17 protein-coding genes, 1 tRNA gene and 1 riboswitch are annotated in these 21,297 nt (G+C 71.7%); of the genes, 12 read left to right on the top strand and 6 right to left on the bottom strand.

Translation table 11 applies throughout. The features are described 5' to 3' along the window. Positions 1 to 119 precede the first annotated feature (119 nt). From ACZ7LS_RS22495 to ACZ7LS_RS22480, 4 genes are all read left to right on the top strand, one after another. Complete coding sequence (locus ACZ7LS_RS22495) at positions 120 to 323, top strand: hypothetical protein (protein ID WP_385137427.1); 204 nt, start codon at positions 120 to 122, stop codon at positions 321 to 323. A 1,459-nt stretch (positions 324 to 1,782) separates the two neighbouring features. Then, positions 1,783 to 2,856, top strand: a complete 1,074-nt coding sequence (locus ACZ7LS_RS22490) for a helix-turn-helix domain-containing protein (protein ID WP_385130597.1) — start codon at positions 1,783 to 1,785, stop codon at positions 2,854 to 2,856. A gap of 321 nt (positions 2,857 to 3,177) precedes the next feature. Continuing rightward, positions 3,178 to 3,978 (top strand): phytanoyl-CoA dioxygenase family protein, encoded by an 801-nt coding sequence (locus tag ACZ7LS_RS22485; RefSeq protein ID WP_385130594.1) that lies wholly within the window; start codon positions 3,178 to 3,180, stop codon positions 3,976 to 3,978. A gap of 162 nt (positions 3,979 to 4,140) precedes the next feature. Continuing rightward, complete coding sequence (locus tag ACZ7LS_RS22480) at positions 4,141 to 4,839, top strand: DUF6309 family protein (RefSeq protein WP_382877345.1); 699 nt, start codon at positions 4,141 to 4,143, stop codon at positions 4,837 to 4,839. Here the strand turns inward: ACZ7LS_RS22480 and ACZ7LS_RS22475 are convergent. Beyond that, positions 4,768 to 5,532, bottom strand: a complete 765-nt coding sequence (locus tag ACZ7LS_RS22475; protein ID WP_165371938.1) for an SDR family oxidoreductase — start codon at positions 5,530 to 5,532, stop codon at positions 4,768 to 4,770. The genes ACZ7LS_RS22480 and ACZ7LS_RS22475 overlap by 72 nt on opposite strands. Before the next feature lie 131 nt (positions 5,533 to 5,663). Here ACZ7LS_RS22475 and ACZ7LS_RS22470 point away from each other — a divergent pair, with 131 nt between their 5' ends. Beyond that, positions 5,664 to 7,058: an aspartate aminotransferase family protein gene (locus tag ACZ7LS_RS22470; protein WP_385130591.1), complete on the top strand. Its 1,395-nt coding sequence runs from the start codon at positions 5,664 to 5,666 to the stop codon at positions 7,056 to 7,058. A 203-nt stretch (positions 7,059 to 7,261) separates the two neighbouring features. Beyond that, positions 7,262 to 7,474 carry a hypothetical protein gene (locus ACZ7LS_RS22465; protein ID WP_249951663.1) on the top strand — a complete coding sequence of 71 codons (213 nt, stop codon included), beginning with the start codon at positions 7,262 to 7,264 and terminating at the stop codon, positions 7,472 to 7,474. A gap of 131 nt (positions 7,475 to 7,605) precedes the next feature. Here the strand turns inward: ACZ7LS_RS22465 and ACZ7LS_RS22460 are convergent, their stop codons facing one another. Then, on the bottom strand, positions 7,606 to 8,298 hold the full coding sequence (locus ACZ7LS_RS22460; protein WP_385130973.1) for an HAD family hydrolase: 693 nt from the start codon (positions 8,296 to 8,298) through the stop codon (positions 7,606 to 7,608). Between the two features lie 65 nt (positions 8,299 to 8,363). Here ACZ7LS_RS22460 and ACZ7LS_RS22455 point away from each other — a divergent pair, with 65 nt between their 5' ends. From ACZ7LS_RS22455 to ACZ7LS_RS22435, 5 genes are all read left to right on the top strand, one after another. Next, positions 8,364 to 8,573 (top strand): hypothetical protein, encoded by a 210-nt coding sequence (locus tag ACZ7LS_RS22455; protein WP_356509386.1) that lies wholly within the window; start codon positions 8,364 to 8,366, stop codon positions 8,571 to 8,573. A gap of 61 nt (positions 8,574 to 8,634) precedes the next feature. Further along, positions 8,635 to 8,708 (top strand) — tRNA-Met (locus ACZ7LS_RS22450). 411 nt (positions 8,709 to 9,119) lie between these two features. Continuing rightward, positions 9,120 to 10,376: a PP2C family protein-serine/threonine phosphatase gene (locus tag ACZ7LS_RS22445; RefSeq protein ID WP_382527156.1), complete on the top strand. Its 1,257-nt coding sequence runs from the start codon at positions 9,120 to 9,122 to the stop codon at positions 10,374 to 10,376. A 297-nt stretch (positions 10,377 to 10,673) separates the two neighbouring features. Then, positions 10,674 to 10,827, top strand: a riboswitch (cyclic di-AMP (ydaO/yuaA leader). A gap of 11 nt (positions 10,828 to 10,838) precedes the next feature. Beyond that, complete coding sequence (locus ACZ7LS_RS22440) at positions 10,839 to 11,864, top strand: M23 family metallopeptidase (protein WP_382527159.1); 1,026 nt, start codon at positions 10,839 to 10,841, stop codon at positions 11,862 to 11,864. A gap of 201 nt (positions 11,865 to 12,065) precedes the next feature. Then, positions 12,066 to 13,010 (top strand): aldo/keto reductase, encoded by a 945-nt coding sequence (locus ACZ7LS_RS22435; RefSeq protein WP_382527162.1) that lies wholly within the window; start codon positions 12,066 to 12,068, stop codon positions 13,008 to 13,010. 48 nt (positions 13,011 to 13,058) lie between these two features. On the opposite strand, the gene ACZ7LS_RS22430 is transcribed toward ACZ7LS_RS22435, so the two are convergent. The 4 genes from ACZ7LS_RS22430 to ACZ7LS_RS22415 all read right to left on the bottom strand — a co-directional run bounded on the left by ACZ7LS_RS22430 (position 13,059) and on the right by ACZ7LS_RS22415 (position 18,402). Then, the gene (locus ACZ7LS_RS22430) at positions 13,059 to 14,399 is read right to left on the bottom strand and encodes a PrsW family intramembrane metalloprotease (RefSeq protein ID WP_382527164.1); all 1,341 of its coding nucleotides are present in this window, start codon (positions 14,397 to 14,399) and stop codon (positions 13,059 to 13,061) included. A gap of 183 nt (positions 14,400 to 14,582) precedes the next feature. Beyond that, a complete protein-coding gene (gene trmB, locus ACZ7LS_RS22425; RefSeq protein WP_382527196.1) occupies positions 14,583 to 15,341 on the bottom strand; it encodes a tRNA (guanosine(46)-N7)-methyltransferase TrmB in 759 nt (252 codons plus the stop codon). 146 nt (positions 15,342 to 15,487) lie between these two features. After that, positions 15,488 to 16,711, bottom strand: coding sequence for an L-2-hydroxyglutarate oxidase (lhgO, locus tag ACZ7LS_RS22420; RefSeq protein WP_382527167.1), 1,224 nt, complete (start codon positions 16,709 to 16,711; stop codon positions 15,488 to 15,490). 212 nt (positions 16,712 to 16,923) lie between these two features. Further along, the gene (locus tag ACZ7LS_RS22415) at positions 16,924 to 18,402 is read right to left on the bottom strand and encodes an MFS transporter (protein WP_129769960.1); all 1,479 of its coding nucleotides are present in this window, start codon (positions 18,400 to 18,402) and stop codon (positions 16,924 to 16,926) included. 582 nt (positions 18,403 to 18,984) lie between these two features. On the opposite strand from ACZ7LS_RS22415, the gene ACZ7LS_RS22410 reads away from it, so the two are divergent. After that, positions 18,985 to 21,093 carry an asparagine synthase-related protein gene (locus ACZ7LS_RS22410; RefSeq protein WP_382527170.1) on the top strand — a complete coding sequence of 703 codons (2,109 nt, stop codon included), beginning with the start codon at positions 18,985 to 18,987 and terminating at the stop codon, positions 21,091 to 21,093. The last annotated feature ends 204 nt before the right edge of the window (positions 21,094 to 21,297 follow it).

Here is a 21,297-nt window from a genome sequence, read left to right as displayed (position 1 = left end):
GTGCCGAGAGGACGGCACCGGCCGGAGTTGGCAAGATCTCACTGACCCCCGCGGCGGCCCGCGTCTCATCCTGGGACTCTAGCCACGGCGGGATCAGCCCCGCTGACAGACTGAGGCACATGAGCGAGCAGTGGCGCGACGCCTACACCTCCGGCGCGAGCAAGCCGCCGGCGCAGTGCATCAAGTGCAAGGGCACTGCGGTGATTCTGTCCCGAGCGATGAATCCCGGCTCGGGCGAGATGCAGTGGCGGCTGACATGCCTGGACTGCCGCGTTGCATGGCCACAGGACCAGCACGGCGGGGAACCGGACGAGTACATGTGATTGGAGTGGATCATGCACGAGCCCGACAGCGCCCGGCCTCTCGGCGCAGACTGCCCATCCGGCCACAAGAGCACCATCACCTTGGCGAACGGCAAGCAGCGCTGCCTCGACTGCGGCGCCGAGTGGTAGCCCGAGGAACCGAGTAAATGAGAGCCCCCGGCCGCACGGCCGGGGGCTCTTCTACATCCTCATTGCCGAACGCAGTTGCGTCCGGGACAATGGATGAACGCGCTGGTCAGACCGCCCGGAGATACTCGGATTGCGTGAGCGGTGCGTGAGCGGAGTTCCCGGAGCACCCCGGAATTGCCGGAGTGAGCCAGAGTGGGATCGTCAGAAATCGCAGGTCACTGGACTAGCCGGAGTGGGTCAGAGCGAGCCAGAGCGAAATCCGGGGACTTTTAATCCGTTGGTTGTGGGTTCGAGTCCCACACGGCCTACCACCCGCAGGCAGGGGATCCCCCTACGAGCCCGCACTTGGGCGCCCCTCCCGTCCCCGACGGGCAGGGGCGCTCCGCCGTCTCAGGACCGATCGAGAGCGGACGGACCTTTGAGGGGGCCACGAGGCAAGGCTCCCGACGCCCCGAACCAGCGGCGCCGCCCAAGGCCCGGCCACTGACCGCCCTACGCCGCCGGCAAAGGGCCACCCCCGCCCGCGCGGGGAGCGCCCTTCGCGATCTGCGGTGTTAGGTGGGCTTTGCCGTTGCTTGACCATCGGGCGTCCTCACGCCTTCATCGTGTCGGAAGCGTGTGGTCCGTGGGGCTGCCTTGTCGTCGTAGCTGGACCGAATGCCCATCGGGTCGCTCTGCAAGCTGGCTGACCAACCCGGCCCGTCCCGTCCGGGCAGAAGGAGTTGGGCGGTTGCCGCTCGCGTGGAGCCGAACTCCCCGCCCCGGTGCGGGCCCGGGGTGCCGCTGGTTCAGCCGCAGTTCAGGAATGTGTCCGGCGCCGGGGCGTGGGGTGGGGGCTGGACGCGGGCAGGGGGTGGGGGCGGGGCCGCGTGTAAGTGGCGGTGGGGGGTGGTGGCGTGGCAGGGGCAGTCGCAGCGCAGCGTTTCGATCGCCGGGCCCGTGCGTGACTGCCAGGGGAGGCGGGTCTCGCCCGGGCCGTGGCATTCCGCGTGCTCCTCGATACGGCACGCCGGCGCCGTATAGGCGGGCACCTTCGGAGTCACTGGGCCGCTTCCACTTCGTGTCCGTCCGTCGTCGCTCGGGTTGTCGCGTCATCCGTAGGTGTGGCTTCCGCGCCGTGCCCACTGGGCCGGGGCGGTGCCGCGGCAATCGGCAGGGCGCCTCTCCCACTACGCTGAGCCGCCCGTCCATTACTGGGCTCATGACAGTAGGGAGCGGCGATCACCGCTTGAAGTGACCACGGGTACGGGTAGCCGACCGCGGTCCGCGTGCAATTGGGGGCCTCGTGCCGAACGTTCCGCGGTTCACCCTGACCGGCGGTCGGGAAAGCGTGCCGAGGGCTCGTGCGGGGATCGTGTCCGGTTCCGTCTTCCGGATCATCCGCGAGCAGTTGGGGCTCACCCAGGACGCGCTGGCCGAGCAGTTCCGGGTGTCGGCCGACACCGTCGCCGGGTGGGAGTCGGGGCGGCGGGCGCTGACCGCCGTGCCTGTCGGGCAGCTCTTCGTGTACAGCCACCGGCTGATGCGGCTGGGCACCGTCCCCGCGCTCCTGCTCTCGCTGGAGCGCGCCATGGAGGCGGACGTCCTGCTCGCCGGTGCGCTGGACGGCTGTTCCTCGTACGAGGCCAATCCGCTGGGCGCGTGTGTCATGCGGCGGGATCTGGTCGAGGTGCTCGCCTGGCCGCTCAACGGGGTCGCTCCCTCGTATCTGACCGCGCTGCCCGAGCCGCCGCGCCCCCGGCGCGGTCCGGTGCCCCAGGGGCCCGAGCTGGCGGACGCGGACCGTCGTCGCTTCTTCTCGGAGATGCGGCGCACCGCCGAGCGGGCCCGCGGGGCGGAGAGCTTTCTGCTGCGGCGCCAGGCCCTGTATCTGGCCGGCTACGACGACCGGGCCGACACTCCCGGCTGGCTGGCCCGCCAGCAGCGCACCGAACGGCCCGACGACTGGCTGTCGGGCTGGCTCAACTCCCGCTCGGTGGCCGCGGTCGCCGCCCGGCACGGGGACCGCGACCGGATGCGGCACTTCATCGACAACGCCCTCGCCGACGACGACGCGGGCGAGGCCGCCAATCTGAACTACTGGGCGTACTGGATCGGCGAGGCACCGCACATCCAGCTCTCCGACGACTTCATCGCCGCCCGCACCCCTGGCCGCTGGCCGGGCGACAAGCTGATGCATCACCTCGTACGGGGGCTGACGCCGCGTCACGGGTTCTTCGACCTCAACGTCCACACCCTGTGGGCGTTGCTGGCGGCCCGGCCGAATCTGCTGCGGCCCGGAGGCGCGGCGGGGAGCGCGCTCAGCGCGTGTCTGCCGGCGCTCCTCGACGACCGGGAACTCCCGGCGCGGGCGAGGAGGGAACTCCAGGGCATCCGGTACGCGATCCGGCTCGCCGAGGCGTGAGCGCAGGCGCAGGCGCAGGCGTAGGCGTAGGCGCAGGCATAGGTATAGGCATAGGTATAGGCATGGGCGCGGGTCTAGGCGTAAGCAGGCATATGCCTTCGCGATAGTCGTCGCCTTTGCCGCCACGGCCGAAAATCGTCTGCGGAAGGATCCTTTCCGTCCGTATGCCTTCGCGCATTTCCCGCCACTTCGTCGCCCTTCGGCCATTGTCCCGCCCACCCGGTCTGCCGAGATGAATAGTTGGCTACCTTTGGGCGCTGCTCCGGATAAAACCGGATGCCGGGCCATTCGTGGAGAGCGGAAAAGGAGGGGCATCGCACCATGCGCGAACAACTTTCCCCGGAACTCGACGAGAGCATGTTGGATCAATTCCAGGAGCGGGGCTATCTCGTCCTTCCCGGTTTTATCCCAGCCGATTCGCTGGCGTTCCTGGAGCGCGAAGTCGACCTCTGGGTGGACAGCGGTCTGCGAAAGCGTTCCATCGCCGCGGCGCTCGAACCCGAGGTGTACGGCGCGCCGGACATGCTGGAGATACAGCTGGCGGCCCACGGCGAACTGGCCGTGCATCCGCCGCTGATGTCCCTGCTCGCGCACCTCATGGGGCCGTCGTTCGTCTTCCACCATCTGCACAGCGACCGCCGGGCGCCGGGCGCCCCCGGCAAGGGCTGGCACCACGACTACGAACAGTCCCCGCAGCGCGACCGCGACCATCTCATGGTCCATGCCCTGCACTACATCGGCGGTCTCCAGCCGGACATGGGCGGGCTCGCGGTCCTCCCGGGATCGCATCGCGAGGTCGCCGACAAGGCGGCCCGCGCCCATCTCGGCACCGCCCCGCTGCCCTCCGAGGACGTGATCGACGAACTGCCGCCCGGCTCCACGGTGGTGCTGCACTCCGCGCTGTTCCACGCCCGCCGTACGGCTCCCGGCGCGTCGGGCGGGCGGCCCCGCTACATGATCGACGCCTCGTACTGCCAGACCGGCACGCGCTGGCCGCCGGTCAAGCCGTACTGGCGTCATCTGCTCGCCACCGCGCGGGAGCTGGACCTCGGGCGGGGCCGGTGGCCGGAACTCTTCGCCGAACGGCACTTCACCGAGTACGTGCGCGGCAGAGCCGGCTGAGTCGGGCCAGGGGACCTCGGGGAAGGCCGCCCGAACGCGGTCGCCTCCCGTCACCTCCCGTCGCGTACCGCTGAGCCCCGTCGGGTCCGGTTCACGAAGCGCACGAAGCACGCGAAGAGCACAAAGCTCATGAAGCCCATGAAGTGAGGGGAACGTGTCGTCATGAGGGTCATCGCCGCCGTCCCGTTCGCATCCGTCCTGGACACCTTCGTGCGGGCGCATCCGCTCGACCGCGCCCACGAGGCCAACACGAACGACGAGGCCGAGGAGCACATCCGCAACGCCGAGCTGTCCCTCGGGTCGTGGCGGCGGGTGCTGCTCGACCGGGACGATCTGCTCCGCGTCGTCCTTCCCTGGCATCTGGGCGAGGGCGGCGAGCGTGAGCTGATCCCCAAGTCCGGGCTGACGGTGGCCGAGGCGGTAGCCCGGCTGGACGCGGTGGCCGGGCCGGACGCGGCGGGCGGCGCGTACGCCCGTACGAACCCGGTCTGTGCCCGCAAGCTCGACGCCCTGGCCGCCGCGCCCTTCACCCCCTTGTTCCTCAGCACGCGGGCGGTGCCCGGCATCGACTACGCGGGACTGGTGGTACGGGAGGGGCTGATCCATCTCGACGGGCTGCACCGGGCACTGGCGTGGGAGCGCGCGGGACGCCTCACGGCCGGTACCCGGATCGAGGCGTTCCTCGCGTACGAGGAGGGCCGGGCGTACGCGGAAGACCGGGCCCGCGCGGAAGACCGGGGGGACGCGGAGGGCCTCGCGTACGGGCAGGTCGAGGAGTCCGGACACGCCTTAACCGCGGCCGACGTACGGCATGGCGCTGGGCATGACGGCGACGGACTGGACGTTCACGCCCACGGGTAGGTTCGCCATGACCAGCACCATCTCGACCACATGCCGGACGTCCATCGTCGGCTCCACCCGCAGGGTGCCGTCCGCCTGCCGGACCGCCGGCTGCTCCCGGCCCACCGGTGTCACGTTCCCGATGTCGATCTGCCCGCACGAGATGTCGTAACGGCGGCCGTCCAGCGAGAGTGAGCGCGTCAGTCCCGCCACCGCGTGCTTCGCGGCGGTGAAAGCGATCGAGTCCGGCCTCGGGACCTGCGCGGAGGGGGCGCCGTTGTTGATGATCCGGCCGCCGCGCGGGGTCTGGTCCTTCATCATCCGGTACGCCGCCCGCGCGCACAGGAAGCTTCCGGTGGCGATGGAGTCCATGACGCGGTGCCAGTCCTCGACCGAGACGTCCTCGGTCGGTGTGTACGGCATGGTGTCCGCCGCGTTGTTGAAGAGGAGATCGATACGTCCGAAACGCGTCGCCACCTCGTCGAACAGCCGCGCTACCGAGTCCCCGTCCGTGATGTCCGCGGGCACCGGTACGGCGCGCGCCGCGTCCGCTCCGGCCAGCGCTGCCGTCTCCACGAGCGGGTCTTTCCGCCGCCCGGCCAGCACGACCGTCCAGCCGTCCGCCAGCAGACCCAGCGCACAGGCGCGGCCGATACCGCTGCCCGCGCCCGTGACGACCGAGATCTTTTCGGCCAATTCAGCGGATTCAGTCATGCCGGACTTCCTTTCGCCGCATTCTGGATCTCCGCAGCGAGTCTGGACACCGTCCGCGATCCCGGTCAAGGCTGCGTGAAAGCCGAAGAGTTGTTCCCAGTGGGCGATGGCGCCCCGGACAGGAGTGACATATGGCCCGGCAGGATTTCTCCGGTGCTCCCGATTTCTCCGGGACACCGGCCGGAGCGGCGGCTCGGGCCGTACCCGCTCTCGGCGGAACCGCCAAGAGCAGCGCCCTGTTCGAACGCGCCAAGAAGTCTCTGGCGGGCGGTATCAGTTCCTCTTCCAGGCTGACTTCCACCGGCCCGCATCCCTACCCGCTCTATATAAACGGCGGTTCCGGGGCCCGCATTCGGGATGTGGACGGAAACGAGTACATCGACTTTCTCGCCGCGTACGGAAGCGCCATTCTCGGCCATGCCCACCCCGCGCTCACCGACGCGCTGACCGGAGTCCTCGCCAACGGCCCCATGTTCGGCACCTGCAACGTGCCCGAGGTCGAACTCGCCGAGCTGATCCGCGCGATGGTGCCCTGCGCCGACCTGGTCCGGTTCGCCAACTCCGGCTCGGAGGCGGTCCAGGGGGCCGTACGGGTCGCCCGCGGCCACACCGGACTCTCCACGGTCCTCAAATTCGAGGGCCACTACCACGGATGGTCGGACACCCTCGCGATCTCCAACCGGCCGCCCGAGGCGGCGGCGGGCCCGTACGCCACCCCGCACTCCGTCCCGCACTCCCCGGGGATCCCCGAGGGCGTCACCGGCGATGTCGTCGTCTGCCCCTGGAACGACCCGGACGCGCTGCGCGACGTACTCGACGCCCATCGCGGCCGGCTCGCGGCCGTCATCTGCGAACCCATCGTCGCCAACAACGCCTGCACCATGCCCGCGCCCGGCTATCTGCGGCTGCTGCGCGACGCGTGCACGGAGCGCGGGATCATCCTGATCTTCGACGAGGTCTGCACCGGCTTCCGTACCGGCCCGGGGGGCGCGCAGGCGCTCTTCGACGTCGACCCCGATCTGGCCGTCTACTCGAAGGCCCTGGGCGGCGGCCTGCCCATCGCCGCGTTCGCCGGCCGCCATGAGGTGATGGCGGCGCTCGCCACCGGCCGGGTCAAGCACGGGGGTACGTACAACGCCTCGCCGCTCTGCGCCACGGCCGCGCTGGTCACGCTCAGCACGCTCGCCGACCCGGCCGTCACCAAGAGGATCGACGACACCGGGCAGCGGATCATGGAGGCCGTACGCCGGGCGGCCACCGACCACCGGGTCCCGTGCGCGGTGCAGGGGGTCGGCGCGATGTTCCAGGTGGTGTTCTCGGACGACGGCGCCCCCACCCGGCACTACCGCGACACCCTCCGTCTCGACCAGCGGCGCTATGACACCTTCCGGCACGAACTGCTGCGCCGCGGGATCCACACCAACGCGCACGGACTCGCCTGCTGGTTCGTCTCGGCCGCCGTGACGGACGACGACACGGACCGGACGTGCGCCGCGATCGACGAGGTCTTCGCCCTCCTCCGCTGAGACGGGGGAGCCTCCCGGGCTACGACTGGTCGCGATCTGTGATCCGTGACCCGTGATCGTGTCCGTGGTCGTGATCGTCGGCCGTGATCCATGGGTGTATCCGCGGATGTGATCCGTGGGTGTGATCCAACCGACAGCCCATGCGGAAAAGAAGCGGGTCCCAGAGGCTGCGGACGAGGCGAGATCGACGCACTCTTGGGCCTATGAGTGATGCACCGATCGTCGTCCACCGGGCGTCAGGGACAGGCGGGCGGCGGGTCACGGTCCGTGGGCGGATCATGGGGCTCGCCCACTCCGACGACCATCTGATCGAATTCCTGCGCCTGGCGGGGCTGCCGGACGCCTGGGAACTGCTGGACGACCCCGCCTGGGTGGAGTGGCAGGGGGGTCCCGCGCACGAGTACAGCGTGGTGTGAGCCGGGGTGGCGCCGGTCCGCAGAGGTCCTGCCCACAGGGATCCTGCCCACAGGTGCCCTGTCCACAGGGAGGCCTGGCGGTCCTGTCGGCACCGTCAGCCCCACCCGCCCTGTCAGCCCTGTCAGCTCCGTCAACCCTGCTGTTCCGCCCGTTCCGCCCGTTCCGTGTGGTCGGCGCGTTCCCTCTGCTCCGCCGCGATGGCGGCCAGCTGCGTCAGGTTGTCGATCCGCCAGTCCGCCGCCTCGATCACCTCCGGATCGTCCGCCCACAGATAGCCCCACGGGCCGCGTCGCAGATGGGCGGCGCGCAGGCCCGCCTCCCTGGCCGGGAACAGGTCGTACGCGGGGTGGTCGCCCACGTACACCGTCCTGTCGGGCGCCGCGCCGGACACCTCGATGACATGCGCGAAGAACTCCGGCGAGGGCTTCTCCACGCCCCACTCGCCCGAGGTGGCGACGAGATCGACGGGCAGATCGAGGCCGCGCAGCAGCTCTCCGGTCCTGACGGTCTGGTTGCCCGCGAGGACGACACGGACGCCGAGGGCCCGGAGGCTCGCCAGGGCGGGCCGTACATCGGGATAGAGATCGGATTCGTCGAGATGGTCGCCGCGGCCGGCGGCCTCCCTGGCGCGGTACGCCTCGCCGACGTCCATGCCGGGCTTGATGAGGCGGAGGGCGTCGGTGTGGTCCCGGTTCTGGACGGTCGCGGCGCCGACGAGCGCGGAGATGGTGTGCCGGGGAATGCCCAGCCAGTCGGCCCAGGACGCCCAGTAGCGGTCGTCGCGGACGAGGGTCTCGCCGACGTCGAACACGATGGTTTCAATCACCGGTGTAAGCGTAGGGGGACACGCTCTGCCGATTGTCAGTGGCTGGCCGTAGCCTTGGTCCTATGTTCGCTTCCTCGTCCACTTCTTCCCCCGCTTCCGGTGACGGCGACTCGTTACGCGCTGTCAGGTCTGCCGCTGTCGTCAACGCGGAGATCCGTGCCCTGTGGGCGCGCGCCGGTGGCGCGCTGCCGCCCGCCGAGCAGGAGCGCTACCAGCGGCTTCTGGTGGAGTGGGCCGCCGCGGTCCGTGCCGATGTCGTCGAGGCCGCCTAGCCCGTCCGTGCGCCGAGTGGTGATGATCTTGCTCCGGATGGCGTAGAGTTGCATTCAACGGCGCGGGGTGGAGCAGCTCGGTAGCTCGCTGGGCTCATAACCCAGAGGTCGCAGGTTCAAATCCTGTCCCCGCTACTGGAAGAAAACGAAGGCCCGGATTCCTGGTGAATCCGGGCCTTCGTCGTGTCCACCCGGGCCCGGACCGGCCGCCGGTACGGGTACGAGCGGACCGGCTGCCGGTCCGCTCGCTCCGGGCCCGGATTCCGTCGTGGCCTCGATGACGCGCGCTCCCCGTCGACCATGACAAGTACGGTGAAGGTACGGCTGTGCTCGTGCGGGACGCCATGAGGGTGTACGCCGGGCGCCAGCCGACCGACTGATCGGGGCCGTCGGCCGATCGGTGCGCCGGAGCACCGGCCGGGCCGGCGGGGCCGCTCGCCGTAGCCCACTCGGCCGACGGCGAGTCGCCACCCGGGATGGCAGCGGCCAGCCTGATGGAGCGCGGCACCGTCCGCAGCAGTCGGCGGACCGGGCAGGAGACCACTGGTGTGGAGACTGAGGAAGCTCGGAAAGGGCACGGGCGGCACAGGCCGGCGGGCGGCTGAGGACGCCGGTATCTGGGCAGGTCGCGGAACGGGTTTCTGGACGGCCGGTGACAACGTCCGCGGCGGCGGCCGGTATCCCGCGGGACGCGGCCGTACCGGACGCAGGCTGGTACGGGTGCTGCCCGTGCTGGTGATCGTCGCCGGGGTGATCTTCGACCTCGTGACCCCGACGCGCGTCACCGCGTCCCCCCTCTTCGCCGCGGCTCCGCTGGTCGCCGCCCCGTTCTATCCGATGGCAGGCACGCTCGTCATCGCCCTCACCTCGCTGGTCGCCGAGGTGGTGCTGCACATCCACGCGGACACCCAGTTCCAGGTGGAGTCGATCAGCGAGGTGCTGACGGTGCTGGTCGTGTCCCTGCTGGCGCTGTACATCAACGGTGTCGTACGGCGCAGCGGTGAGCGGCTGGCCTCCGCCCGCATCATCGCCGAGACCGCCCAGCGCGCGGTGCTGCCCAGACCCGCCGAACGGATCGGGGGGCTGCGGATCGCCGCGCGGTACGAGGCGGCGCAGGAGGGCGCGTTCATCGGCGGGGACCTCTTCGCCGTACAGGACACGCCGTACGGGGTGCGGCTGGTGGTCGGGGATGTACGGGGGAAGGGTCTTGACGCGGTCGAAGCGGTGGCGGTGGTCATCGGGTCCTTCCGGGAGGCCGCCGAGCAGGAGAGTTCGCTGGAGGCGGTCGCGCAGCGGCTGGAGCGGGCTCTCCGGCGGGAGGGGACACGGCAGGACGCGCTCGATATCTTCGAGGGGTTCACGACGGCCGTACTGGCCGAGATCCCGCACGACGAGGGTGTGGTGCGGCTGGTCAACCGCGGCCACCCCGAGCCGCTGCTGGTGTGCGGCGACGGCGAGGTGCGGATGCTCGTCGCGACCGACCCCGCGCTGCCGCTCGGGATGAGCGAACTGGGTATGTGGCCGGACCGCGCCGAGCAGGCCGCGTATCCGGAAGGCGCGACGCTGCTCTTCTATACGGACGGGCTGACCGAGGCGCGTGATGCCCACGGGGTTTTCTACGTCCCGCGCGAACGGCTCGACGGCCGGGTCTTCCAGGGGCCCGACGAGATGCTCCAGGCGCTCATCGACGATGTGCGGCGGCACACGGGCGGCGGGAGCCAGGACGACATGGCGCTGCTGGCGGTCAGCCGGCCCTCGGAGGGTGAGCCGGAGCGGCGCAGGACCATGCCCTTGGTGCCGTGAGACGGCCGGAGCCATCAGCCGGCGTCGTCAGCCGGATCGCCGGACGGATGCGTCCGGCCGGACCCCTCGCCACCGTCCGTAGTCGAGAGGTATCCCTCCGCATAACATTTGACACACCGTCAGAAATGCGAGCCGCCCTGATGGGCCGTCAACTCGCCCGATTCCGTTCCCTTCCGTCCCGGTACGTCCGATGCGAAGTCGTTAACGATCACCCGGAACAGCTTGGAATAAGGCCCGGGTCTCTATTAACGTTCGATAACGCAGCGCGGTCGTCCCAGCCGTCGTAAGAGATGGCACCGTGCGCACGCGCCGAATCCCGCAAGGGAACCGGGGAACCACCAATTGGGGTGAATCGGGTGTTTTCTGTCGCCTTGTGCGGCAGGAGCGCTCGTAGGAGACCTTCCTGCTCCGAACCCGTCAGCTAACCCGGTAGGCGAGAAGGAAGGAAAGGAGTACGCCTCAGTGGCGTCCAACAAGCCTGCCCCCGAAGCCCTCTTCGAAACGCGCTCCCACGGCGACGAGCCGGACAGGGCATGGGGGGAATGGAATCCCACCGAGGAGTCCATACGGCCCGTACGCGGCCGGCATCGCGTCGCCAAGCAGCGCGGACTGGCCCGTAGCTCCACCGTCCTCGGCGTGGGCGTCATCGCCGCCGTCGGCGCGGGCGGCATCGCCACCGCGCAGGACAAGCCCGCGGTCTCCATATCCCTGCCCGACGCGATCGCGGACAATCTTCCGGACGCCAAGTCTCTGCCGGGAATGGGCTCGCTCGCCTCGGACGACTCCGAGTCCGAGGTGCTCGCCGCCCCGCTCACCACCGCCGGGCTCACGGCCTCGGACACCGAACAGGGCGCCACCGACGCGGGAGAGGCGCTGCGCGCCCGTATCCTCCAGCAGGCCGAGGCGCAGCAGACCGGGGCCGACGCGGCGCAGAAGGCGGCCGCGGAGTCGGCGGCGGCCGAGAAGGCCGCGGCCGAGGCCAAGAAGCAGCAGTCCGAGGCCGAGAAGAAGATCGAAGAGGCGAAGAAGAAGGCCGAGGCCGAGGCCAGGGCCAAGGCGGAGAAGGCGCGGCTGGCCAAGCTGGCCGCCAGCTACGCGATCCCCACCTCCTCGTACACGATCACCTCGACCTACGGTCAGGCCGGCTCGCTGTGGTCCTCCGGCCAGCACACCGGCCTGGACTTCGCCGCGCCGACGGGCACCCCGCTCAAGGCCGTGCACAGCGGCACCGTCAAGTCGGCCGGCTGGTCGGGCTCGTACGGATACCGCACGGTCCTGGAGCTCGATGACGGCACGGAGATCTGGTACGCCCACCAGTCCTCGATCAGCGTGAGCGCCGGGCAGAAGGTCAGCACCGGCGAGGTCATCGGCAGGGTCGGCGCGACCGGCAACGTGACCGGCGCCCATCTGCACCTCGAAGTCCACACGGCGGGCGGCTCGGGCATCGACCCGATGAGCTGGCTGCGCGGCAAGGGCCTCAACCCGTAGACCTCGTCTCCACGGACCTTCCCCCGCGAGCCTGTGGGCCCGCGAGCCTGTGGGCTCGTGGGCCCGTTGGGTTCGCGAGCCCGTTGGGTTCGTGGGGCCGCGGTTTCGTGGGGCCGCGAGTTCGGCGGACATTCCCCCATACGGTCCCTATCGGGGCGTGGAGCGGAATAGGGCGGACCCCTTCGGGAGTTGCAGCCGCCTATGACCGCTCTGCGCCCACTGGGCTCTTCCGATCTGCACGTCTTCCCGCTCGCCCTCGGCGGCAATGTCTTCGGCTGGACCGCCGACGAGACGGCCTCCTTCGCCGTCCTCGACGCGTACGCCGCCGCAGGCGGGAACTTCATCGACACCGCCGACCTGTACTCCGCCTGGGTGCCGGGCCACAAGGGCGGTGAATCCGAGACCGTCATCGGCAACTGGATCGCCTCGCGCGGCAATCGCTCCGAGGTGCTGGTCGCGACCAAGGTCGGCGGGCACCCGCAGTACAAGGGGCTCCGGGCCGCCACCATCAAGGCCGGCGTCGAGGAGTCCCTGCGTCGGCTCCGTACGGACTACATCGACCTCTACTACACGCACTTCGACGACCCCGAGGTCCCGGTCGAGGAGATCGTCACCGCCCTCGACCAGCTGGTGACGGCGGGCAAGGTCCGCGCGCTCGGCGCCTCCAACATCAGCGCGGAGCGGCTGGCCGCCTCGCTCGCCTTCTCGGAGCGCGAGGGGCTGGCCCGCTATGTGGCGCTCCAGCCGCACTACAACCTGGTCTCGCGGGACACGTACGAGGGCGAGCTGCAGGACACCGTCCGGCGTCACGGCCTCTCGGCCGTGCCGTACTTCGCGCTGGCCTCGGGCTTCCTCACCGGCAAGTACCGTCCCGGGACCACGGTCGACAGTCCCCGCGCCGACCGCGCGGCCACGTATCTGGAGTCCGAGCGGGGCAGCAAGGTCCTGACCGCGCTGGACCGGATCGCCGGGGCGCGGGGCGCCGAGGTCGCGACCGTCGCACTGGCCTGGCTGGCGGCGCAGCCGACGGTGGTCGCACCGCTCGCGTCCGCGCGTACGACCGAGCAGTTGCCCGCGCTGCTGGCGGCGGCGGCCCTTGAGCTGACGGCGGAGGAGCTGGCGGAGCTCACCACGGCCTCCGCCTGAGGCCCTCGCCCGACATATGCCAGGTTGGTTGGTCATGAGCCAGGTTCCTCATTGGCGGTACGGGTTGTAGCCGTCGTAGTCGATGTACGGCGGCGGCACCCGCACCCGGCCCGTGGCCCGCGCCGCATAGGTCAGCGCGGGCCCGGCTATCTCCCTGCGCTGCCACAGATGGTGCAGCAGCTCCTGCTCGCGCTCGATGAAGTCCGGGCCCACCACACCCCGGTGGGCCCGGTGGCGCAGAAACGCCAGGGACGTCGCGAACGCCTCGTACTCCCCGACCGATCTGGCCGCCCACGGTCCGTACGTACGGCCCGCGAAGTCACGCGCCAGGGTGCGCGCCCGCATGGAGGAGAGCGCGAGGGGCGCGGCCGGGGTCAGCCAGCCGGCCGCGGCGTACGCGGGGAGCTCGGACCCGACCGTGCGCAGCTCGCGCTGGCGGCTCCAGATCGCCAGCCAGGTCAGCAGGGCGAAGACCGGCACCATGAACACGCCGTACACCACATAGAAGCCGTACGGGCCGAAGACCGCCCCCGACCCGTTCCACAGCGCGTGCAGGCCCATCGCCAGGGCCAGGCCGAGCAGGGGCAGGGCGAACCGGCGCATCCTCTGGTGGCGGGCCGCCGTCGCCGCCAGGCCGAAGCCGATGCCGGTGAGCACGGTGAAGAGGGGATGGGCGAACGGCGACATGACGACCCGTACGAAGAAGGTCGCGGCCGTGACGGAGGCCAGGCCGGAGTTGCCCAGGTGCTGGTCCTCGCCGAAGGCGCTGCCGAGATAGAGGATGTTCTCGGTGAAGGCGAAGCCGGTGGCGCTGAACCCCGCGATCACGACGCCGTCGACGAGCCCGGTGAGGGCCCGTCTGCGGAAGAGGAAGATCAGCAGGATCGCGGCGGCCTTGGCGCTCTCCTCCACGACCGGGGCTATCACCGTGGCACCGAGCGATTCCGCGCCCGCCGGGTCGGCCGTGGCGGTGGCTATCCACTCGGTCGCGAACGAGTTCGCGATGATCGCGACGAGGGCGGCGGCGAAGGCACCCCAGGCCAGGGCGAAGAGCAGATTGCGCCAGGGGCCCGGCTCGACCCGGTCCAGCCAGCGGAAGGCCGTGATGAGCAGCGGTACGGGCAGGACGGCCAGACCGAGGCCCACCAGAAAGCCCTGCGTGCCGGTCTGGTCCCGGACGAGGGCGAGGATCACCAGAGCGCAGAGGACGAGCACCGTGATCACGGCCCCCACCCGCACCGCGCGGCGCCGCCAGAACGCGCGGCGCGGCCGGTAGCGCCTGCGGGCGGGCTCCGGGACAGCGGCCCACAGCTCACCGAGCCGCTGCTGGTGCTCGTAGACGGGGATCGCCGGACGCGGACCGGGTGGCTGCGGGGACGGTTCTGACACCCGACGACCCTAACGAGGGGCACCGACACCTGGCGATGGTGCCCGAGCCCGAGCCCGAGCCCGAGCGCGTGCCCGAGCCCGAGCGCGTGCCCGAGCCCGTGCCCGTGCCCGGATCGCTGCCTCGGATTGGCGGGACGGGTCATGCGGGACGGGGCACGCGTGAGCGGAGTACGCGGGTCCGGGCTACGCGAGCCGGAGTACGCGGTGGAACAGCAGGTCGTGCACGACATGGCCCTTGTCGAGCCCCTGCCCCTCGAACCGCGTCAGCGGACGGAAGCCGGGCCGTGGCGCGTAACCGCCATCCTCCTGGGTGTTCTCGAAGCCCGGGTGAGCCGTCAGCTCCGCGAGCATCTGCTCGGCGTACGGCTCCCAGTCCGTCGCGCAGTGCAGTACGGCCCCCGGCTTCAGCCGGCCCGCGGCCAGCGTGAGGAACTCCCGCTGGATCAGCCGCCGCTTGTGGTGCCGCTTCTTGGGCCAGGGGTCGGGGAAGTAGATCCGCAGCCCGGCGAGCGACTCGGCCGGCAGCATCTCCCTGAGCAGGATGATCGCGTCGCCGTTGGCCACCCGGATGTTGGTCAGACCGTTCTCCTCCGCGAGCCGGAGCAGATTTCCCTGGCCGGGGGTGTGCACGTCGACGGCGAGGATGCCGGTGTCCGGGTCGGCGGCGGCCATGCGCGCCGTGGCCTCGCCCATCCCGAAACCGATCTCCAGGACGACCGGCAGCCCGCCGAACAGCTTGTCCGGGTCGAGGACCCGCTGCCCGTCGATGTCCATGCCCCAGTCGGCCCACATCCGCCGCAACGCCTCGGCCTGGCCGGTGGTGACACGGCTCCGGCGTGGCTGGAAGCTGCGGATGCGCCGCTCGAAGTGGGATCCGGCGGGGTCGGCCGCAGGGCCCGTGCCTTCGGGAAACATCCGGCTCATGGTGCGGTTCTCGGCCATCTCGTTCGTCTCGTTCACAGTGCCTCCGATTCTACGGAGGCCCGGATCCTGCTACGGAGCCCTGGAGCCCTGGAGCCCTGGAGCCCTGGAGCCCTGGAGCCCCGCAGACCTGGAGCCCCGCAGACCTGGGGCCCTGGGCTATGGGCTCAGTCCTCCGCCAGTGCCGCCAGCACCCGCCGCGCGACCTCCCGGCCGATGGGCAGCGAGGCGGTCGCCGCCGGTGACGGGGCGTTCAGCACATGCACCGTGCGCGGGGTCTGCCGGATCAGGAAGTCGTCCGCGAGCGTGCCGTCCCGCAGCACCGCCTGGGCCCGTACCCCGGCCGCCGCAGGGCGCAGGTCCGCGTCCGTGACCGCCGGGAGCAGCCGCCGTACGGCCGTCGCGAAGGCGCGCTTCGAGAGCGAACGGTGCAGCTCACCGGCGCCGTACCGCCAGTGCTTGCGCGCCGTGCGCCATGAGCCGGGCCAGCTGAGGGTGGCCGCCAGCTCGCCGGGGCGTACGTCCGACCAGGTGTAGCCTTCGCGGGCCAGCGCCAGGACCGCGTTCGGCCCGACGTGGACCCCGCCGTCGATGGAGCGGGTCAGATGCACGCCCAGGAACGGGAACGCCGGGTCGGGCACCGGATAGACCAGCCCCCGTACCAGGTCCGGCCTGGCCAGCTCGTAGTACTCGCCCCGGAACGGCACGATCCGCATTCCCGGGTCGTCGCCCGCGAGCCGTGCCACCTGGTCGCACTGGAGCCCCGCGCAGTTCACCAGGGCCCGCGCCCTGACCACCGCGCCGGAGGCCGTACGGACCGCGACGCCCCAGGGCCGCCGGTCGATGGCCGTGACCTCGGATCCGTACCGTACGGACGCGCCCGCGGCCCCGGCCGACTCGGCGAGCTGCTCGGCGACCGCGACGAAGTCGCACACGCCGGTCGTACCGACCTGGATCGCCGCGAGGCCGCGCACCTGGGGCTCGTACTCCGTGATCTGCGCCGGGCCCAGCTCCCGCACCGGAATGCCGTTCTCCCTGCCGCGCTGGACCAGGGCGTGCAGCCGGGGCAGCTCGTCGCGCCGCGTCGCGACGATCAGCTTGCCCGTGACCTCGTGCGCGATGCCGTACTCCGCGCAGAACTTGACCATCTCGGCGGAGCCGCGCACGGCGTACCGCGCCTTGAGCGAGCCGGGGCGGTAGTAGACGCCGCTGTGGATCACCCCGCTGTTGTGGCCCGTCTGGTGGCGGGCGGGGCCCGGCTCCTTCTCCAGCACGACGACCCTGGTGCCCGGAGCGGCGCGCGTGATCGCGTACGCCGTCGAGAGACCGACGATCCCGCCGCCGATCACCAGCACCTCGCAGTCGAAACCCACGCGTCCGCGTCCGCTCATGCGCGCCACCTCCCACCCCGATAGTGCACTGGCCCGCCGGAGACGCGCTTAAACCACCGCGATCGAACCGTTGACCGGCGGACATGTGTGTCACGTCTCGCGGACAGATTCCAGGACGGGTTCCGGGGCGGATTCCGGGACAGGTTCCGGGGCGGATTCCGGTACGGGGCCCGGCCGGCCGGCCGGGCGCCGGGGTCAGGCGGGCGCCGGGGTCAGGCGGGCGCCACCAGCAGGGGCCGCGCGCGCTCGCGCAGCTCCACCACCCGGGGCTCGTCCCCGTACGGCTCCAGGCGGTGCAGCAGATCCCGTACGTACTCCGTCGTACGCGCGGAGGAGATCCGGTTCGCCACCTCCACGGCCCGCGTGCCCGCCGCGCACGCCGCGTCCAGATTGCCCGACTCAAGCTCGGCGACGGCGCTCACCACCAGACGCAGGCCGTGCGAGCGTACGAACTCCTCCGTCGGCCGGGACAGCGCCTGCTCCGTGAACTGCCGTACCTGGCGCGGCGCCTTCAGATCGCGATAGCACTCGGCGGCGTCGGCCGCGAACCGGTCGTACGAGTAGAAACCCAGCCACGACGGATCGGCGTCGCCGTCCCGCGAGCGCTCCAGCCAGCCCTCCGCCGCCTTCAGCGCGGCCCCGGCCGCGACCGCGTCGCCCGCCTTCGCGTGCGCGCGCGCCTCCACCAGCCGGAAGAAGCTCATCGTGCGGGCGGTGGCAAGACCGCGGTTGCGCTCCAGCGCCGCCTGGGCGAGATCCACGCCCTCGTCCGCGAAGCCGCGGTAGGTCGCCTGGAGCGACATGGAGGCCAGCACATAACCGCCGAGCGGTACGTCGGCGGCGGCGCGGGCCAGCCGCAGCGCCTGGATGTAGTAGCGCTGCGCGGCCTCCTGCTGGCCGGTGTCGAAGGCCATCCAGCCGGCCAGCCTGGTCAGTTCCGCGGTGGCCCCGAAGAGCCCCCGGCCCACCTCGTCGCTGTACGCGCCGAGGAGCAGCGGCGCCGCGTCGACCCGCAGACACTCGGGCACCATCGAGGAACGCCAGTCCCCGCCGCCGTACTTGGAGTCCCAGCGCCGGGCGTCCGAGGCCGCCTCCCGTAGCTTGGCCACATCGCTGTGGCCCACGCGCAACGGCGTGACCTCGCCTGTTCCTGAGGCATCGACGGCCCCCCCGCTCCCGCCATGCGCTCCCTGCGCCGCCTCCGCGACCGCCGCGTCACGGGCGACCGAGGAGTCGGCGGGTGTTATCAGCCACCGGGAAGCGGGTGTGGCGTAAGCGCTCACTGCGAAGGATCCGGCCAGCGACTGCCAGATGCCGCCGCTGCCCGCGCGGCGGCCCGCGAGGTCCAGCCGGTACAGCTCCGTCGCCGCGCGCACCGCCTCGCCCACGTCGCGCGGGAAGGCGAGCCCGACCTCGGGGGCCGGGTCCGCGTCCGCGAGACCGATCTCATGGAGTGGGACGGGACGTCCCAGCTTCGCTCCGATGGCCGCGGCGATGAGATGGGGCGCCGCACCCTGCGGAACCATCCCCTTCGACACCCATCGCGCCACGGAGGTCTTGTCGTAGCGGAGTGTCAGGCCGCGTTGGGCCCCGAGGTCGTTGACCCGCCGGGCGAGGCCGGCGTTGCTGATTCCCGCGAGGGCGAGAACGGTTCCGAGCTTTTCGTTCGGCCCGCGTAGCTCCCTGGACATGCGTCACCCCTCGGCACACAGACGCCCGCCGCTTCGCGGCATAGGCGCGCGGCATTCGTAAACCCAGCGTAGTTCGCCACATCCCGACCGTTAAGGGGCGGAGTTCCGGATGGCGGGATTGTTGTCCGTGCGGTGATCACGCCGTACGTCCCCGGGCGGCACGCCGTGCTCCGGCTGTGCAGCGCGCGCCCGGCCGTGCGCTCTTGGCCCCGGCGGAGCGGGAGCGCTTCCATGAGTCCTGCGTGGGTCGGCCCACTGCGTACTGGAACCAGTGGGCTGGGGGATCCCGCCGCCCCAATCCCCGCGGGCGGTGGATCAGTCCGGGAGGCGGGACACGCCTCCCGGACTGAACGTATACCGGCGTCGAACTGACATGCCGGGCCCGGAGATTGGCTGAATGCTGTCTGTCCGCGGAGCGCCACATCTCCGCCAAATGGCCAATGCCAGGGGCGCATTCGCATTCCCACCCGCGCTTCCGTAGGCCCTCCTGTGCGCTGTTGTCATGGCAGCATGTTCCCGAACGGCTTCAGCTCAAGCGTTTCCAGCTTGGTCTGGACTTGTCCACAGGCTGTGGAGGCGGCGATGCGCTGGTTGGTGGGATGGAGCAGTATCGCCGCGCGTTTCGGTACGGCGGGGGCCGTCGGCCCGGTCGGTGACGGCTCCGAGAGCGGCAGCGTGCACCCCGTCGGATCCCAGCTCCTGTGGGGCGACCCGGATCCGCTGTGGGCGGTGGGCGACTGGCGGCCCGACGAGGTCAGGGTCGTCACCGTCGACCCCTTCACCCGGCTCGCCGTGCTCGGCTGCTGCGGGGCCACCGACGAGGAGCTGCGGGTCGGGCTGTTCGCCGCGCGCGGCGGCGCCCTGCGCCATCTCACCGCCTGGCCGGGCAGTTACACGGCCGTCGCCCAGATCGGCCGCCGCATCACCGTCGCCGGCGACCTGGCCGGGGCCCGGCCCGTCTTCTACACGCCGTGGGCGAACGGCACGGCGTACGCCACCGCCGCCCTGCCGCTCGCCGATCTCATCGAGGCACAGCTCGACATCGGACATCTGGCCGCGCTCCTCGCCTGCCCCGAGACCCCGGAGGCGCTGCGCGACACCACCCCGTACGACGGCGTCAAACGCATCCCGCCGGGACACGCGCTCGTCCTGCGCGAGGGCTCGCGCGAGATCACCGGATACGAGCCGGTCGCCTCCCTCGCCGTCGCGGGGCCACAGCGCGACCCGGACCGCGCCGTCGAGGGCGTACGGGACGCGCTCATCGAAGCCGTACGCGCCAGGCTGCTGGCGCCGCGCCACGCCCCCGAGACCCTGCCGCCCGACCCCGGACCCGTCCCCGGCATGGGGCCCGCGGACCGGCGCGCCGCCCGGGGCGGGCCCGTCCCCGGCATCGGCGCCGACCTGTCGGGCGGCAGCGCCTCCGGCACCCTCGCGCTGCTCGCCGCCGGGCTGCCCGGGGCGCCGGGCACGATCCTGGGGCACGGCACCGGCGCGGGGGAGCGGCTGCTCGCCGTCACCTTCAACGATCTGTCCGCAGGCGGCCGCGACGAAGCCGAGCTGGAACGGGCCCGGGTCATCGCCGCCAACCCGCGGCTGCACCACGTCGTCGTCGCGGCCGGTGAAGAGGCCCTGCCGTACGCCGAGCTGGAGGGCCCGCTCACCGACGAACCGGGGCCGTCCCTCGTCACCGCGGAGCGGCACCGCCGCAGGCTCGCCGCGGGCAGCGCCGACCACTTCACCGGGGCGGGCGCACGCGAGGTGCTCGACGCGCATCCGGCGCGCCTGGCCGATCTGCTGCTCGACCGGCGCAGACGCCATCTCCTGCACCCGGTCAGCGCGCTCGCCAGGGCCGAAGGGCCGTCGCCGGCCTCGCTGTTCATCCCGCTGACCGTCTACCGGGCGGCCCGCAGGCTGGCGCGTACGCCGTACCGCACCGGCCTCGAAGAGGCCGCCGCCCGGCTCCCCGAGGCCAACAGGGGGGTGCTGACCGCCGCCGCGATCAGCCCGCTGGGGGCGTCGCTGGCCGCCCTCACCTGGTCCAGACCCGGACCCGCCGCGCGCTGGCTGACGGGGGAGGCGCTCGCCGAAGTATCGGTTCGCCTGATGTCGGCCTCGACCCGGCCCACCTCCGTACAGCGCCCCGGCGAGGCCCGCGCCCGCGCCGCGCTCGCCCGCCACGCCGCCGACCACCGCGTCTTCGAGCAGGCCGCGGAGATCCGCAGCCAGCGGCTACACGCCCCGTTCCTCGACAACCAGGTGGTACGGGCCTGCCGCGATCTGCCCGAGGCGCTGCGGGTCCAGCCGGGCGCCCGCGCGGATGTGCTCCGTACGGTCCTCGCCGGGGCCGGCATCCACGACCTGCCGCCGGGCTGGGGCGCCACTTCCCGGGACGGCGCCGCCGCCGCGACGCGCGTGGGCCTGCGCGCGGCGATCGGCGAGCTGATCGACCTCTTCGACGCGCCGCTGCTCGCGGACGCGGGCCTGGTGGAGGCCCGCGTCGTACGCAAGGCACTGCGCGCGGCGGCCGAGGGCGAGCCGGTGCCCCTGGACGGGATCGCGGACCTGGTCTCGACGGAGCTGTGGCTGCGGCGGCTGCTGTCCCGGCGCGGCACCTGCTGGACGGGGACGGCGGCGCCGCGTCAGCGCGCGGTGGCGGGCGGCGTGGTGCCGCGGCCGACGCTGCACCAGTAGAGCGGCCGACGCCGCGCCAGTGGAGACGCGGCGGGGTCCGGTACGGGGTGGCGGCGGGGTTCGGTACGGGGTGGCGGCGGGGTTCACGGCGTAGGCCGCCCGCCTCGCGAGGACGCCCGCGGTGGAGGTCGCCGGCCTCGCGGCAGGGATCTCCCGCCTCGTGGCGGAGGTCTCCGGCCTCGCGGCGGGGTCTCCCCCCTCGTG

Source organism: Streptomyces sp. NPDC039430 (assembly GCF_055639435.1).
The sequence above is the reverse complement of the archived record's forward strand: the minus strand, read 5'-3'. Positions and strand labels throughout refer to the sequence as shown.